Below are 15,174 nucleotides of genomic sequence, written 5' to 3' on the forward strand. Positions count from 1 at the left end.
GCAATGCCTTCCTTTCTCCGATTCGCCTTACGGTGGGTGAGCTATCCACTCGTGTTTGGCGGCTCTGCCGCCTTCATGATCTGGGCGCTGTATACCGGCGTACCGTACTGGCCCACGATTCCCCTAGTTGCTGCAGTGGGACTTTTGATCATTGCTGGTTTGGAGCGTATTCAACCTTTCCGCGAAGCCTGGCTTGAGGATCATCAAGACACCGCAACAGACCTGCTGCACATGCTGGTGAACCTTTCCGTCATTCAATTCACAGCTGGGATCCTGGTCAAGCTTGGTGATGCGGTGCCAGCTTCGGTTCGTCTCTTTCCGATCGAGAGCCCGCTGTGGCTGCAGTTGCTACTGGTCATCGCCGTGCTCGATCTGAGCCTGTATGCCATGCACCGGACCAGTCACCGAGTGCATTGGCTGTGGCGTTTTCACATGCCTCATCACAGCGCCGAGCGGTTGTATTGGATGAACGGGGAGCGACGACATCCGTTGCACGCGGTGCTTATGGCGAGTCCGGGGCTGGTGATTCTGTTCGCATCAGGCGCACCCTCCGCAGTTGTGGCCATCTGGTTTGGAATTCTAACAGTGCACTTGGCCTTTCAGCATTCGAACCTGGACTACCGGCTGGGATGGTTGCGCCACATCATTGGGGTTGCCGAAATTCATCGCTGGCATCACAAGCGCGACTTTGAGGACAGCCAGGTCAACTTTGGTGAGTTTCTGATGGTGTGGGACCGACTGTTTGGCACGTTCTACGACAGTGTGGGGAAACTGGGCCAAGCTGAGGTCGGATTGCATGAAAAGGATTACCCCAAAAACTACCTTGGACAGCTCATCGAACCCTTTGAGCATGGCCGTATAAACAAAGGCTAGTGGGCTCCCTCGCTTGTAGCTACGGCAGCTACCGAGGCCACACTAAAGGCAAAACCGATCAAATGTGATTCGAGCGGCATGCTGTGAGCTGTAACTACTTCCATGCTCAGGGAATTGGGCGTCGTTGTTTAGCGAATCCTTGTTTCTGAGAGAGGGGCTTCATGTTGATCTGCAAATGCTGTCTGGCAGGCTCTTCCTGACAGATTCGTAATGGTATAGCCCGTCACCAGCGACTAGACTCCCTCGCATGAAACGCTATCTGCGGTGTTGCCTCATTTTCCTGATCAGTCTGGCGCTTCCCCTGAGCGGGATGGCGGGCATTCAGTCACCGACAGAACCTTGCCCGATGAAAACGACGGGCATGACCATGATGGATGATATGAACCAGGACTGCTGCCTTGACATGAGCAGCTCCGCCGATCACGGCAAAACCTGCAAACCTGGCCAGGAATGCAGGAGCGCCAGTCTGCTACAAGTGTCGTTTGGGAAACCTGCCACCCGTTTGTCCAGTCCGCAGATGCTAACAATCTTCAGCGACTCCCTGCCTACTCAGGCCCCGTCCGGGGTGTGGCGACCGCCTCGCGCTTGATTCCTGTACCACACTGAGCCTCATCCCATTCTGGCGCGGGATGGCATATCTGCGCGGATGTTTAGAGACCCGCGCATGGATCATCACAGGAATCGTGAACATGAACTCCAAGTGCTACTGCACCGGTTGGCCCCTCGTGGCTGCCCTGGCGGCAAGCGTGCTGGCATTGCCGAGCCTTGCTGCGCCGCTGACATTCGATGAAGCCTTGCGGTTGGCCGAAAGCAATGCCCCATCGCTGGCCGCCCAAGCGGCCAAACTGCAAGCCGCCAGCAGCGCCGCCATTCCAGCCGGCGAACTACCCGACCCGAAGCTCCTGCTGGGCGTACAAAACTATCCCATCGGCGGCCCTGACCGCTGGCGCCTTGAACAGGATTTCATGACCATGCAGATGGTCGGCGTCATGCAGGAGGTGCCCAACCGTGACAAGCGACGGGCGCGAATCGAAGTGGCCGAGGCATCCGTAGATCGCGCCGCGGCCGAAAGCCGTGTCGAGCGACTGAACGTTCGTCAGGCCACGGCGTTGGCCTGGATCAGCAGCTACTCCGTCGAGCGTAAAGAGGCGCTGTTTCAGGATTTTTACCGGGAGAACCGTTTGTTGGCTGATACCGTCCGGGCGCAGATCGCCGGTGGTCTTGCTCAGCCTGCCGATGCGGTAACGCCGAAACAGGAAGCGGCTCAGTTGGCGGAACAACAAGACGACCTGATCCGCCTGCGGGCCCAAGCCAGAGCGGCTCTCAGACGCTGGATAGGTCCGGCCGCCAATGACCAGCCCGTTGGCAGCTTGCCTGAATGGCCCATCGATGCCTCGGGTTACCCTCATAAGCTGCAACATCACCCCGCACTGGCGGCATTCACGCCAATGACTCGCGAAGCGCAGGCCAAGGTCCGTGAAGCCAAGGCGGAAAAGCAGTCCGACTGGAGTTGGGAGCTTGATTACCAGCGCCGCGGCCGTCAGTTCGGCGACATGGTCAGCGTGCAGTTCACGTTCGACCTGCCACTGTTCCCCGACTCCCGACAGAACCCGAAGATCGCCGCCAAACATGCTGAACTGAATCAGTTGGAGGCCGAGCGCGAAGCTCTCGTACGTGAACATACCCAGCAACTGGAGGACGATCTGGCCGAATACGAGCGTCTGAACCGTGCCGTGCACCGCAGCCAGGAAAGCCTGTTACCTCTGGCCAAGGAAAAGGTCGGGCTGACCATGGCCAGCTACCGCGCCGGTAAAAGCGACTTGGCGGCTGTCATCGCTGCCCGACGTGAACTCATCGAGACCCGCCTCAAACAGGTCGACTTCGAAGAACAGCAAGCCCTCACCAGTGCTCGCCTATATTTTGCTTATGGGGACGCCAATCAATGAGCTATCAAATCTGGAAAGGGGCTTTGCTGACAGGACTTTCGATTGCCTTGGGCGCGGCCGGCGGTTACTGGTTCGCTCAACAGCGCGTGCCTGATAGCACAGCCGAACAGGCCCCTAAAACCCAAGACGAACGCAAAGTACTGTATTGGTATGACCCGATGTCCCCGCAGCAGAAGTTCGATAAACCCGGCAAATCCCCCTTCATGGATATGGAGTTGATGCCCCGCTACGCTGATGCTGCAGCGGACAGTGCGGCCATCAGTATCGACCCAAGCCTGACCCAGAATCTCGGCGTGCGTCTGGCCACCGTCACTCGCGGCGTGCTTGCTTCCAGTCTGGACGTCGTCGGTGTGCTGGCATTCAACGAGCGGGATGTCGCGGTGATTCAATCGCGTACTGCTGGCTTTGTGGAGCGGGTGTATGCCCGTGCTCCAGGCGATGTGCTCAAAGCCAATGCGGCTTTGGCCGATATCCTGGTCCCGGAGTGGGCCGCTGCTCAGGAAGAGTTTCTCGCACTCAAACGCAGTGGCGATGCGGACTTGCTGGCGGCAGCACGCCAACGCTTGCACTTGACCGGGATGCCAGCGACGTTGATTGCTCAAGTGGAGCGAAGCGGCAAGACCCAGCCGGTCCTGACGCTCACCAGCCCCATAAGCGGTGTGCTGCAAGAGTTGAATGTACGTTCGGGTATGACCGTTGCGGCCGGCGAGACTCTGGCTCGAGTCAATGGCTTGAGCAGCGTCTGGCTGGCAGTGGCCGTTCCAGAGTCGGAGACTGGATCGATCAACATGGGGCAAGCGGTCGAAGCACGTCTGCCAGCCTTTCCAGGAACAGTGCTCAAGGGCACGGTCAGCTCGATTCTGCCCGAAACCAATCCCGACAGCCGAACTGTGCGTGTTCGGGTCGAACTCCCCAACCCTGATGGGCGACTCAGGCCGGGTATGACAGCCCAGGTGCACCTGAATCGTTCGACCGAACAAAGCGTTCTGTGGGTGCCGAGCGAGGCAATCATTCGCACCGGCCGACGGGTCCTGGTGATGCTCGCCGAAGACGCTGGTCGCTACCGACCCGTAGAGGTGCAACTCGGGCAGGAAAACGAAGGCAAGACGGTGGTGTTGAAGGGGTTGGAAGAAGGTCAGCAGGTAGTCAGCTCTGGACAGTTCCTGCTCGACTCTGAGGCCAGTCTCAAGGGCATTGTTGCGAGCGCGCTGGAAATGTCACCACCCAGCGCAGCAGCCTCCAGCTTTCATGAGGCGGATGGGCAGATCGTCGAGATCAACAACCAAGACGTAACAATCGCCCTTGGTCCGTTCAAGACGCTGGGCATGCCTGGTATGACTATGACCTTCCCATTGGCTGACCCTGCTCTCAAGCAAGGACTCAAGGCGGGCGACAAGGTTCGGGTTGCGGTGAGCCAAACCGATGATGGATTGCGCGTTGAACGCCTGGAAAAACTAGGGGGCCAGCCATGATCGCCGCCCTTATCCGCTGGTCAGTCGCCAACCGTTTTCTGGTACTGCTGGCCACGATCTTCGTCACGGTCTGGGGCGTTTGGTCGGTTCAGAGCACTCCCATCGACGCATTGCCAGACCTTTCCGATGTTCAGGTGATTATCCGCACCCCTTATCCGGGACAAGCGCCGCAGATCGTTGAGAACCAGGTGACCTATCCGTTGGCTACCACCATGCTCTCGGTGCCGGGGGCTAAGACCGTACGCGGCTATTCTTTTTTTGGCGACAGCTTCGTGTACGTGTTGTTTGAAGACGGTACCGATTTGTATTGGGCCCGCTCGCGGGTGCTGGAATACTTGAGTCAGGTCCAAAGCCGCCTGCCGGCTTCCGCCAAACCGTCCTTGGGACCCGACGCCACAGGCGTGGGCTGGATCTATCAGTACGCACTGGTGGATCGCAGTGACGGACACGACCTGGCGCAACTGCGCGCTTTGCAGGACTGGTTCCTCAAATTCGAACTCAAGACCCTGCCCAACGTTGCGGAAGTGGCCACCGTGGGCGGCATGGTCAAGCAGTACCAGGTGCAGCTCGATCCGCTGAAACTAGCCAACCTGGGCATCACTCAAGCAGCGGTGACCGAGGCTATCGGCAAGGCCAATCAGGAAACCGGTGGTGCGTTACTGGAGATGGCGGAGACCGAGTTTATGGTGCGCGCTTCCGGTTATCTGAAGACACTCAACGACTTTCGTGCGATTCCGCTCAAGCTGGGTGCGGGTGGCGTACCAGTGACCCTCGGCGACGTGGCTACGATCCAGCTGGGGCCGGAGATGCGTCGCGGTATCACTGAACTCGACGGCGAAGGCGAGACCGTCGGCGGCGTGGTGATTCTGCGCAGCGGCAAGAACGCTCGCGAAACCATTGCCGCGGTTAAAGCCAAACTTGACGACCTGAAAAGCAGCCTGCCGGCCGGGGTGGAAATCGTCACCACCTACGACCGCAGCAAACTGATCGACCGCGCAGTGGAAAACCTCAGCTACAAACTGCTCGAGGAGTTCATCGTCGTCGCGTTGGTCTGTGGGATATTTCTCTGGCACCTGCGTTCTTCCCTGGTGGCCATTATCTCTTTGCCGGTGGGGGTGCTCATTGCCTTCATCGTCATGCGGCATCAAGGAATCAACGCCAACATCATGTCCCTTGGCGGGATTGCCATTGCCATCGGCGCCATGGTCGACGCCGCCGTGGTAATGATCGAGAACGCTCACAAGAAGATCGAAGCTTGGCATGTGGCCCATCCTGGCGAGGAGTTGAAGGGCGAACGTCACTGGCATGTGATAACCGAAGCGGCGGCGGAGGTGGGACCGGCGCTGTTTTTCTGCCTGCTGATCATCACCCTATCGTTCATCCCGGTGTTCACCCTGGAGGCTCAAGAGGGTCGTTTGTTTGGCCCATTGGCCTTCACCAAGACCTATGCCATGGCAGCGGCGGCCGGGCTTTCGGTAACTCTGGTGCCGGTGCTGATGGGCTACTGGATTCGTGGTCGGATCCCCAAAGAGGACCAGAACCCGCTGAACCGCTGGTTGATCAAGATCTATCAACCGGCCCTGGATGCGGTGTTACATCGGCCCAAAGTCACCCTACTGATCGCGTTAATGGTTTTCCTCAGTGCGTTGTGGCCGATCTCTCGCTTGGGTGGCGAGTTCCTCCCTGCGATGGACGAGGGCGATTTGCTCTACATGCCTTCGGCTCTGCCGGGGTTGTCGGCGCAGAAAGCGGCGCAGCTGCTGCAACAGACCGACCGCTTGATCAAGACGGTACCCGAAGTCGAACACGTTTTTGGTAAGGCTGGTCGTGCCGAAACCGCGACCGACCCAGCGCCGCTGGAGATGTTCGAGACCACTATCCAGTTCAAACCACGCGAGCAGTGGCGTCTTGGTATGACCCAGGAAAAATTGGTGGAGGAGCTGGATCGAGTGGTGCGCGTCCCTGGGCTGACTAATATTTGGATACCCCCGATCCGCAACCGCATCGACATGCTCGCCACCGGGATCAAGAGTCCGATCGGAGTGAAAATTGCCGGCACCAACTTGACGGAGATCGATGTGGCCACCCAAGCGGTTCAGCGCGCGGCCCAGGACGTGCCGGGGGTCAGTTCGGCCTTGGCTGAACGATTGACGGGCGGCCGCTACATCGATGTGGATATCGACCGCAAAGCCGCAGCCCGCTATGGGTTAAACATCGCTGATGTGCAGTCGATCGTCGCCGGTGCTATTGGTGGTGAAAACGTTGGTGAGACCATTGAAGGTCTCGCCCGCTTCCCAATCAATGTGCGTTATCCCCGAGAGTGGCGTGATTCGCTTGGCGCCCTGGAGCAACTGCCGATCTACACCCCGCTGGGGAGCCAGATCACCCTTGGGATGGTGGCGAAGGTCAAGGTCAGTGAAGGCCCGCCGATGCTCAAGAGCGAAAATGCCCGACCTTCCGGATGGGTGTATATCGACGTGCGTGGCCGGGACATTGCCTCAGTGGTTGCTGATCTACGTCGGGTTGTGAGTGAACAGGTCAAGCTGCAGCCAGGCATGAGCCTGAGTTACTCAGGGCAGTTCGAGTTTCTTGAACGAGCCAACGCACGGCTCAAGCTGTTGGTGCCAGCCACTCTGTTGATTATTTTCGTGCTGCTGTACCTGACGTTTTCCCGATTCGACGAGGCGTTGCTGATCATGGCTACCTTGCCGTTCGCTCTTACCGGTGGAGCGTGGTTCCTCTATCTACTCGGCTTTAACCTGTCGGTGGCTACTGGCGTCGGTTTTATCGCTCTGGCGGGTGTGTCTGCCGAATTCGGCGTGATCATGCTGCTCTACTTGAAAAACGCCTGGGCCGAACGTGTAGAGGCCGGCGACAGTACCGAGCGTGGGCTAATCGCAGCAATTAGCGAAGGAGCCGTGCAGCGGGTTCGACCCAAGGCCATGACGGTGGCGGTCATCATTGCTGGCCTGTTACCGATCCTATTGGGCAGCGGTTCCGGTAGCGAAGTGATGAGCCGCATCGCCGCACCCATGGTCGGCGGTATGGTCACCGCGCCCTTGTTGTCCCTGTTTGTCATCCCGGCAGCTTACCGCTTGATGCGCCGCCGACGCCTCGCTGTTGAATCCATACCCTCGGATGGAAGCAGGCTATGAAGTGATTGTGTCCGCCACTGCCTACACCGTTACTGCACAACCCCTGATTGCCTGTGCAACATCATCCAGCGGTCTGGGTTTTCTGGTCGGGCAGGGGATGCAAACAAACGCTCGACAATGCCGGGCGTTTGTTCTTCAGGTCCGTACTCAGAAGCGGTAGTTGGTGCTCAGCTCCAGCGTCCGTGGTGCGCCGGGAGTGATCAGATCCACTGAGCCATGCGCCGAAGCGTAATAGTCCTTGTCGAAGACATTGCGCAGACGCAGGGCCATATCCCATTTCGGCTGGTTGTACAGCAGCGCCGCGTCCACTGTTGTGTAAGCCGGCATGACCACTACGTTATCCAGGGCCGTGTAGCGGTCATCGACATAGTTGGCCCCCATGCCCAAACGCCAGGTTTGCGTCAGCGAACGCACCAACCACAGGTTGGCGCTGTGGCGCGGAGTCAAAGTGGGCACCTGACCTTCGTTGGCGACACCGTTGGTACGGCTGTTGGACTTAATGATCTCGGCATCCAGATAGGCGTAACCGGCATAGACCTGCCATTTGTCACTCAACTGCCCGCTGGCGGTCAGCTCAAGGCCGTCGGTACGCTGCTCACCGGCAAGCACCAGCTTGGTTGGGTTCACCGGATCGGTGGTTTTCATATTGGTGCGTTCCAGACGGAACAGCGCCGCCGTCAACGCTAGGCGATTGTCGAGCAGGTCCCATTTGCCGCCGATCTCGAAGTTGGTGGTTTCCTCCGGCTCAAGGTCCTGGTTCGTCGTGCTCAGGGCGAACATTTCGGCAGAGGGCTGGTAGGAACGGCTTACCGAGACGTAATAGGACTGCACCTGATCAGGCTGGTAGACCAGACCGACTCGCGGACTCCAAGTAGTGTCGGTGCGGGAGAGTTCCTTGTTCGTCAGGTCATCGGCGTATTCCTGGTCGAACACGTCATAACGCACTCCCAGCAGAGCTTTCCACTGCGGCGCCAGTTCGATCAGGTCCTGCACGTAGAACCCGGCGGTGTCCTGGGTATTGGTGCCCTTGGCGGTTTGCCGGTTGGCCTGGAACGGCACGTCGACCAAAACATCGCGGTACACCGGCACCCTTGCCACGTTGGGTTGGCTGAACACGGACTGGTCCTTCACCTGGCGCCCCAGCTCCACACCATAGAGCAGGTTATGGTTCATACCGGCGAGCACGGCGCGCTGCTTGAGTTCGGTCTGGTTGAACCAACCGTCTTCCTTGCGCTGCACGTTGCCGCGGTTGAGTTTTACCAGCAATTCGCCGTTGGCGGCGGTAACGAAACGCGTTGGACTGGAGTCCGCGAGCGTATTGTTGCGATCCAGGTCGTAGTGGTAGTAGCGGCTGGTGTTGCTCAGGGTGAAGTCGTCATTGATGCTGTAATCGACGCCGGCCGTGAACGAGAACACTTCGCTGCGGGTGTAATCGTCATCTGGATCAGCGGAACCGAAACGCTTATCGCGGTCCACATCGACTGGACGGTCGCCTCGTGCTGGGATACCGAAGTCGATCAGGCGCTTGTCATACAGATAGGTAGCGCCCAGGTTCAGTTCCAGATCGTCGGAGAGCTTGAAGTAGGCCGAAGGCGCGATGGCCTTGCGGTCGATGTAGCCGTCATCCCGGAAGGTGTCGCTGTTCTCCAGCGCCCCTGTCACACGAAAGGCTTTATCGCCCTGTTGCTGATCGGCCCAACCGGCATCGAACTGAGTGCGCTTTTTGCCCTCGCTGTCGACACTGACACCGACCTCCTGCTTGGGCGTGAAGTTGGGCTTCTTGCTGATGCTGTTGATCAGACCGCCCGAAGAGCCTCGGCCATAGAGCACTGCGGCCGGCCCCTTGATCACTTCCACCCGCTCGACGTTGGACAGATCACGGAAGTACAGCGCATCGTCACGAATGCCGTCGACGTACATGTCGCCAATGGCGCTGAAACCACGGATGGTGACTTGATCGCGCTGGCCATCGCCATTGGACAGGCCGATACCGGGGACATTCTTCAGCACGTCTTCCATCGACTGAGCCCCCTGATCCTTGATGACACTCTGGGGAATTACGTTGACGGTTTGCGGGATATCTCGTAGAGGGGCATCGATCTTCAGCGCGCTCCTGCTCTCGGTCGACATGTAGCTCTGCTCGCTGTACTCACTGTTCACAGCGGTTGCCGGTAGGGTTAGAGCAGACTCCGTTTCTGCCTGTAAATCAGGTACAACCAGAACGCCCAGCAACGACAGAGAGACTGGGTAAATGCGCGATCGAGCCACCATGAACACCTTTTGTATGAATTATCGCGCAGATGATAACGATTATCTTTTGTAAGTAAATACATATCATTCTGATTAAAACCGTTGACACGACTCGGAACGATCGTCTCAATTTAATAGGTGGTCTATCTGTCACTTGCTTGCCAGTCTTCTGCCCTGGATCACTTCCACCGGGATAATCGGCAGTGTTCAGAGTGATGCCGAAGCTGTGTCGTTTGTTGAGGCGCATTTTCCGGGCAGAGAGTATTGCCTGGTAGCTGATTGGACGCTGATCGATGTGTCCGTTTCCGACGAGCAGGCAAGAATGCTTGCGACGCTGGGCCTCACGGCCAGCATCGTTTAACCGCTTTGCGCGAAGGAACAGCACAACTCCAAATATGGCACCGACGGATCGCCTCTCGGGTTGATCTTGATGAAGAAGTCCGGGCTAAATGCGGGCTTTTTTCAAGGTAATTGTCGCGTCCGCCGGCTCGGTATCGATTCCCACAAGCAGGCGGCTTTCATGCCACGGGATTGTCATGTCTGCCGCTCGGAAGGTTTTTCTGCCTTATCACGCATCGAACTTGGCAAAGGAGAGCGACGCGTGATGGCGACGCTCATGGTGGTCAATGGTCAGGGGCTAGCAGGCGGAGAGCTGGTGTTTACGTTGATGGTCGTTTGTTGACCAAGCCTGCTCACAATTCGTGTAAGTCCATGATCAGGAAATAAAAAAAAGGCGCCACAAGGGCGCCTAAGCCGCCTCCCACCAAAGGAATAACAAGGAGACGGGGTGTACCTGGTGAGCGAGCATTGCTAATGCTCGATTTATAGAATTTGCAGCGGGTACTCCACAATCAGACGAACCTCATCCAAATCTGATTCGAAGGCGGTAGCCCGAGTCGTTGCTTGGCGCACACGGAAGGACATGTCTTTCAGAGAGCCGGTTTGAATGATGTACTTGGCCTCGATGTCACGTTCCCAACGCTTCTGGTCCTGCAGTGGGGTGCCATCAGCTCCTCGGCGCATATAGACGCTGTTCGCATTCGAGTAGTCAGCATCCCAGCCCTTCGCGTAACGAGTCATAAAGCTCAGGCCAGGAATGCCAAAGGGCTGCATGTTCAAATCATAGCGTAGCTGCAATGACTGCTCTTTCGGGGAATTGAAGTCGCTGTATTGGATAGAGTTATCCAGGAAAATCGAATCAGATTGGCGCAGGTAATCAAAATCGTCATCCCCATTGCTGCGCTGGTAGCCAACGGTCAGCGTGTGGGCACCAAACTGGACACCGGTCTTACCGCTCCAGATATTGTTATCGAAGCTGCCCAGCAGTTTTTTCCCCTCGTCGACTGCTCGGTAGTAGTTCAGGCCACCAATCAGCGCGACATTCTCGGAAAGCGGGTAGCTTAACGTGGTGCCTGCATAGTACTGGTTCCACACATCTTTGAAGCGGCTGGTATAGAGACTCACACCGACATTTTTGTTGACGGTGTAATCGCCACCCAGATAGGCGATCCAAGGCGCGTCTACAGATCCTGCATAGAACGTAGCAAAGCCGTCGCGCATGCTGCTTGAGTTTGGTTGGCTCATCGCATGCAGGCGACCACCCTGCAAGGTCAGGCCTTCAATGCTGGTGTTGGCAAACGTGGCGCCACGAAAGCTCTCAGGCAGCAGCCGTGAGTCCCCATACGCCACAACAGGCGTGGAAGGAAATACGTCCCCAACCTTGACGACCGTATCTAGCAAGCGAAGCTTGGCTGCTCCACCGACTTTTGAGTAGGTATCCTCAGGCTGACCTTTGCTGTTGTAGGGCATGATGTCTACTGTGCCACCGGCTCCAGAACGGCCATCACCCGAGTCAAGCTTGATCCCTTGCATTGCGAATGCATCAATGCCGAAGCCCACAGTGCCCTGGGTGAAGCCTGACTCAAAACGTCCGATAATTCCGTGAGCCCACTCTTCGGAGTAACCGTTCCCCGTTCGACTGGACTGACCGTTGCGGAAGTCGCGATTGAAGTAGAGATTGCGGTTGAGAATGTTAAAACTGCTCCCCTCAATGAACCCCTCTGGTTTTTGCTCAACGGCCACGGCAACCTCCCCCATACTCATGCCAAGGGCAATGAGGGAAAGCCCATAAAAGCTTTTATTATTCATGTAACACTCCAGGCTATAGCTTGGCAGAGTTTCTATGTGAAATATTTTTATGATTATGGGAGTGCAGGTAATTTACCCTGCGTTCCGTCGTCGATAATTCCACATGAAACATAACTGGAGCGTGACCTGAAAATTACTTTTTTGTCAGCAAAAAGTAAGGCCTTGTTGAATTTTCAATAAATTTTTTTACGCTTTCCTGTGTTTTACTTGTAATCGATCAGCCGCCATGAGGGCAGTTGCTTCCCAACACTTGGTATTCGATAGTCTTGAGCTTGCCGCTCGAGTCTTCGTAGGTCATACGCGAAGGGATCAACCCACAATACTTAGCGGCTGTTGGAGTCACGCTAACCACTTTTGCGATATCGAGGTCCAACCCGTACTTATAGTGGACAATTTCAGGCACGGCTTTACCGTTTTTGCTGGCATATTGCTCCATTGCTTGCTGATTCTCTTGCAACATCCGACCGTAGACGCGATCCCCTCCGCCTTCAGCCATGGCCGCGGAAGAAGCTGCCAATATTGCAATAGCGATGCCTATATTCAATATTTTCATGATTTTCTCCGTGCTCTAACTAATTTATAGTTAAATAGTAGTGCGCGATACCTGTCAGAAGGCTGCCGCTAACATTACTAATGTGTCAGGTATGATCTTTGTTCCGAGCGGTGCACCTATTGTGGTCAACACTTCGTCAGCTAATAGGCTTCGGATGGTGTTAAATACCCATGCGCAACGAAGTGCTAACCGACTAGAAGCTGACAGAAATGTAATATTGATTTCTATCGCCTGCCCGCCGAGTGTGGTCTAGCGTTAAATGTGAGCTATTGGGCATGCACTAACTTGAATGCTACGAAACATCATCTTGCGCGCATTACGCTTGGTGTTTGTCTGCAGTATCCTCATCCGCGCACAGTCCAAAGTGATCAGCTGTTTTTAATAGAAATTGTCGAATGCCGCTGGTCTCAGCACCACTGCTAGCGTTGTCTTTCCTTTGATGCAATGGAGAACATAGCTATGAGCGACACCCCGGTTACCTCTCACAGAAACACTCACCAATACCTGCAGCCTTGCGTTGAGGCGTGTAGTCACTGCCACAAAACCTGTCTGAATACAGCGATGACCCATTGCCTTGAGGCAGGGGGTAAACACCTTGAAGCCGAACATTTTCGCCTAATGATCAACTGTGCCGAGATCTGTCAGACGTCGGCCAATTTCTTGTTGAGTGGTTCCATCTTTCACCACCACGTTTGTGGAGTTTGCGCCGAGATTTGTGAGGCTTGCGCGAAGAGCTGCGAACAGGTCGGTGGTATGGAAGATTGCGTCAGGGCCTGCCGTGAATGCGCAGAGAGCTGCCGCAAAATGGCTGGCGGCCAGAGTTAGTCAAGCCCCATGCAGTACAGAAATAGCAATTCCCGTGTTCGGGGGCCATGGCATGCATGTGTCAACCCTCCGGCCCTAACAGGAGATTCACAATGTCACAGCATGTTAAGCACAACAGCTCTAGTCGGTTCACTTTGTCGATGAGGGCGGCAGCGATGGCTGTCGCGGTAATGGTAGCACCGCCGACGTGGGCCCATGCCGCAGAACCCGCGAAAAGTGAAACGATGCCGATGCCTTCCGAGCAGATGGATCCTTCGAAGATGGGCGGCATGAAACAAATGGGCGGCATGTCCATGACCGGTGATGTGGATTATGACTTTGCGGCCAACATGCGCATGCACCACCAAATGGCAGTCGAGATGGCGCAGGCCGAACTCAAGAACGGGAAAAATCCGGAGATGCTCCGTATGGCCAAGGACATAATTGCCGCACAGAAGAAGGAAATCGCCGTATTCGATCAGTGGATTAAAGCGAATAAAAAACCATGACTATGGTGATGCCGAAGTCGGTCTGTGCGCTGCATCTTTGAAAGAAATAGCCGCGCCGTTTTGGATGGTATTTTGCTGCCGATGCATATCATCTTGAACTGGTACTGGACGAAAACTAAGCTCCGCTTGGTCTAGATCTCCAGAACCATTCGAGATAGGCCGAAGGGCTGCAAGCAGAGGCACTGATCGGAACCCGAGACGATGCTCTGACTCTGTCACTGCGCCTTGAGAAGCCCAATCGCTTGAGCGCGGTAGAGACATTCCGAGTCCAGAACGTGGGCCAAAGCGTTCTGTCCGGGCTAATTTCGATGACTGCATGATGGCCGGTATTACCCTGACCGCGGCACTCTTTAATCTGCGGATGAGTGCCCCCGCTGCAACGCTGGATATGGCCGCCGGATCCGCGCAGAACTGGAGGCCCTCAGTTCACTGGCTAATGACGCTGGCGTCCGACAGCATCGTCAACAACTGGAGAGCCAGATGACAAGCAGGCAGGCTCAATATCATGTGGTGGATTGCCTTATCGTCGGTGCAGGCCCTGCCGGGCTGACGGCGGCTATCTATTTAGCGCGCTATCGCCGACAGGTTCTACTGGTCGATGCCGGCCAGAGCCGTGCAGAGCTGATCCCGATCACGCACAACTATCCCGGTTTTCCTCAAGGTGTTTCGGGCGCCGAGTTGTTGGCACGGCTACGCAATCAGGCAGAGCCCTACAATATTTATGTCCGACCAGCCACTGTGAAAGCACTATCGAAGCGAGGAGACGACTTCATCGCCGACATCGATGATGACCGCGTTGTGGCGTCGACTGTGCTTCTTGCCACCGGCGTTATTGATAAGCCTCCCGAGATACCTGATCTACGTGAGGCCACTCTCGGTGGCGATGTGCGTTGGTGCCCGATTTGCGACGGATACGATGTCATCGACCAGGACATTGCTCTTCTCGCCTCCGCCAAGGAAGGTTTCAGGCATGCGCTATTTCTCCGTACCTACACCCGCCAGCTCACACTAATTGTGCAACCGGGCAGCAGAGAACTAGACAACGACGAACGTCTCAAAATTGCACAGGCAGGCATCCGGCTCGTCGAGCATCCGATCGCGCAAATCCGCAAGATCAAAGGGCATCGTGTGGCGATACGCTTGGCTAACGGCGGCGAACTCAGTTTCGACACCCTATACCCGATGCTTGGCTGCAACGTACGGAACGAGTTGGCTAAAAGCTTCGGCGTAACTTTTGACAGCAATGGCGAGTTGGTGGTGGACACCGACCAGCGCACGTCAGTCCTGGGGTTGTACGCGGCGGGTGATGTTGTCAACGCGCTCAATCAGATGGGTGTTGGAGTCGCCCATGCGGCGACTGCGGCGACCGCGATACACAACGCCCTCAAGGACAACTATCGCTGAAAAGTTAATATCCAAGGACGGTCTGCTTCGGCCATACCGCGATAGCAACTGCTGCCCACG

At 56.4% G+C, this 15,174-nt stretch carries 12 protein-coding genes; 9 read left to right on the forward strand and 3 right to left on the reverse strand.

Annotated features, from left to right (window positions below; genetic code table 11):
- The first annotated feature begins 3 nt into the window (after positions 1–3).
- The 5 genes from EYC95_RS10645 (at position 4) to EYC95_RS10665 (ending at position 7,446) form a co-directional block, all read left to right on the forward strand.
- Positions 4–873, forward strand: coding sequence for a sterol desaturase family protein (locus tag EYC95_RS10645; RefSeq protein WP_131060310.1), 870 nt, complete (start codon positions 4–6; stop codon positions 871–873).
- 247 nt (positions 874–1,120) lie between these two features.
- Complete coding sequence (locus EYC95_RS30585; protein WP_131060311.1) at positions 1,121–1,462, forward strand: hypothetical protein; 342 nt, start codon at positions 1,121–1,123, stop codon at positions 1,460–1,462.
- A gap of 100 nt (positions 1,463–1,562) precedes the next feature.
- A complete protein-coding gene (locus EYC95_RS10655; protein WP_131060312.1) occupies positions 1,563–2,819 on the forward strand; it encodes a TolC family protein in 1,257 nt (418 codons plus the stop codon).
- On the forward strand, positions 2,816–4,291 hold the full coding sequence (locus tag EYC95_RS10660; RefSeq protein WP_131060313.1) for an efflux RND transporter periplasmic adaptor subunit: 1,476 nt from the start codon (positions 2,816–2,818) through the stop codon (positions 4,289–4,291). The genes EYC95_RS10655 and EYC95_RS10660 overlap by 4 nt, the downstream gene beginning before the upstream one ends.
- Complete coding sequence (locus tag EYC95_RS10665) at positions 4,288–7,446, forward strand: efflux RND transporter permease subunit (RefSeq protein ID WP_131060314.1); 3,159 nt, start codon at positions 4,288–4,290, stop codon at positions 7,444–7,446. The genes EYC95_RS10660 and EYC95_RS10665 overlap by 4 nt, the downstream gene beginning before the upstream one ends.
- A gap of 147 nt (positions 7,447–7,593) precedes the next feature.
- Here EYC95_RS10665 and EYC95_RS10670 read toward each other — a convergent pair whose 3' ends face one another.
- The gene (locus EYC95_RS10670) at positions 7,594–9,717 is read right to left on the reverse strand and encodes a TonB-dependent siderophore receptor (protein ID WP_131060315.1); all 2,124 of its coding nucleotides are present in this window, start codon (positions 9,715–9,717) and stop codon (positions 7,594–7,596) included.
- A 133-nt stretch (positions 9,718–9,850) separates the two neighbouring features.
- On the opposite strand from EYC95_RS10670, the gene EYC95_RS10675 reads away from it, so the two are divergent.
- The gene (locus tag EYC95_RS10675; protein ID WP_131060316.1) at positions 9,851–10,057 is read left to right on the forward strand and encodes a hypothetical protein; all 207 of its coding nucleotides are present in this window, start codon (positions 9,851–9,853) and stop codon (positions 10,055–10,057) included.
- A 69-nt stretch (positions 10,058–10,126) separates the two neighbouring features.
- Positions 10,127–10,378, forward strand: coding sequence for a hypothetical protein (locus tag EYC95_RS10680; protein ID WP_256656940.1), 252 nt, complete (start codon positions 10,127–10,129; stop codon positions 10,376–10,378).
- A gap of 140 nt (positions 10,379–10,518) precedes the next feature.
- Here EYC95_RS10680 and EYC95_RS10685 read toward each other — a convergent pair whose 3' ends face one another.
- Positions 10,519–11,844 carry an OprD family porin gene (locus EYC95_RS10685; protein WP_131060317.1) on the reverse strand — a complete coding sequence of 442 codons (1,326 nt, stop codon included), beginning with the start codon at positions 11,842–11,844 and terminating at the stop codon, positions 10,519–10,521.
- A gap of 217 nt (positions 11,845–12,061) precedes the next feature.
- A complete protein-coding gene (locus EYC95_RS10690; RefSeq protein WP_131060318.1) occupies positions 12,062–12,397 on the reverse strand; it encodes a DUF2790 domain-containing protein in 336 nt (111 codons plus the stop codon).
- A gap of 917 nt (positions 12,398–13,314) precedes the next feature.
- Between EYC95_RS10690 and EYC95_RS10700 the strand changes: the two genes are divergently transcribed.
- Entirely contained in the window at positions 13,315–13,710 is a 396-nt protein-coding gene (locus EYC95_RS10700; RefSeq protein WP_256656941.1) for a DUF305 domain-containing protein, read from the forward strand.
- 480 nt (positions 13,711–14,190) lie between these two features.
- Positions 14,191–15,114 (forward strand): NAD(P)/FAD-dependent oxidoreductase, encoded by a 924-nt coding sequence (locus EYC95_RS10705; protein WP_131060319.1) that lies wholly within the window; start codon positions 14,191–14,193, stop codon positions 15,112–15,114.
- Positions 15,115–15,174: the final 60 nt, after the last annotated feature.

Origin of the sequence: Pseudomonas sp. BGI-2, assembly GCF_004310295.1 — a bacterium.
Taxonomy (GTDB): domain Bacteria; phylum Pseudomonadota; class Gammaproteobacteria; order Pseudomonadales; family Pseudomonadaceae; genus Aquipseudomonas.

Excerpts from the sequence above, each read along its gene's own strand:
- EYC95_RS10700 (WP_256656941.1), top strand. The coding sequence starts at position 13,315 with ATGTCACAGCATGTTAAGCACAACAGCTCTAGTCGGTTCACTTTGTCG.
- EYC95_RS30585 (WP_131060311.1), top strand. The coding sequence starts at position 1,121 with ATGAAACGCTATCTGCGGTGTTGCCTCATTTTCCTGATCAGTCTGGCG.
- EYC95_RS10685 (WP_131060317.1), bottom strand. The coding sequence starts at position 11,844 with ATGAATAATAAAAGCTTTTATGGGCTTTCCCTCATTGCCCTTGGCATG.
- EYC95_RS10705 (WP_131060319.1), top strand. The coding sequence starts at position 14,191 with ATGACAAGCAGGCAGGCTCAATATCATGTGGTGGATTGCCTTATCGTC.
- EYC95_RS10655 (WP_131060312.1), top strand. The coding sequence starts at position 1,563 with ATGAACTCCAAGTGCTACTGCACCGGTTGGCCCCTCGTGGCTGCCCTG.
- EYC95_RS10660 (WP_131060313.1), top strand. The coding sequence starts at position 2,816 with ATGAGCTATCAAATCTGGAAAGGGGCTTTGCTGACAGGACTTTCGATT.
- EYC95_RS10690 (WP_131060318.1), bottom strand. The coding sequence starts at position 12,397 with ATGAAAATATTGAATATAGGCATCGCTATTGCAATATTGGCAGCTTCT.
- EYC95_RS10670 (WP_131060315.1), bottom strand. The coding sequence starts at position 9,717 with ATGGTGGCTCGATCGCGCATTTACCCAGTCTCTCTGTCGTTGCTGGGC.
- EYC95_RS10665 (WP_131060314.1), top strand. The coding sequence starts at position 4,288 with ATGATCGCCGCCCTTATCCGCTGGTCAGTCGCCAACCGTTTTCTGGTA.
- EYC95_RS10645 (WP_131060310.1), top strand. The coding sequence starts at position 4 with ATGCCTTCCTTTCTCCGATTCGCCTTACGGTGGGTGAGCTATCCACTC.
- EYC95_RS10680 (WP_256656940.1), top strand. The coding sequence starts at position 10,127 with ATGAAGAAGTCCGGGCTAAATGCGGGCTTTTTTCAAGGTAATTGTCGC.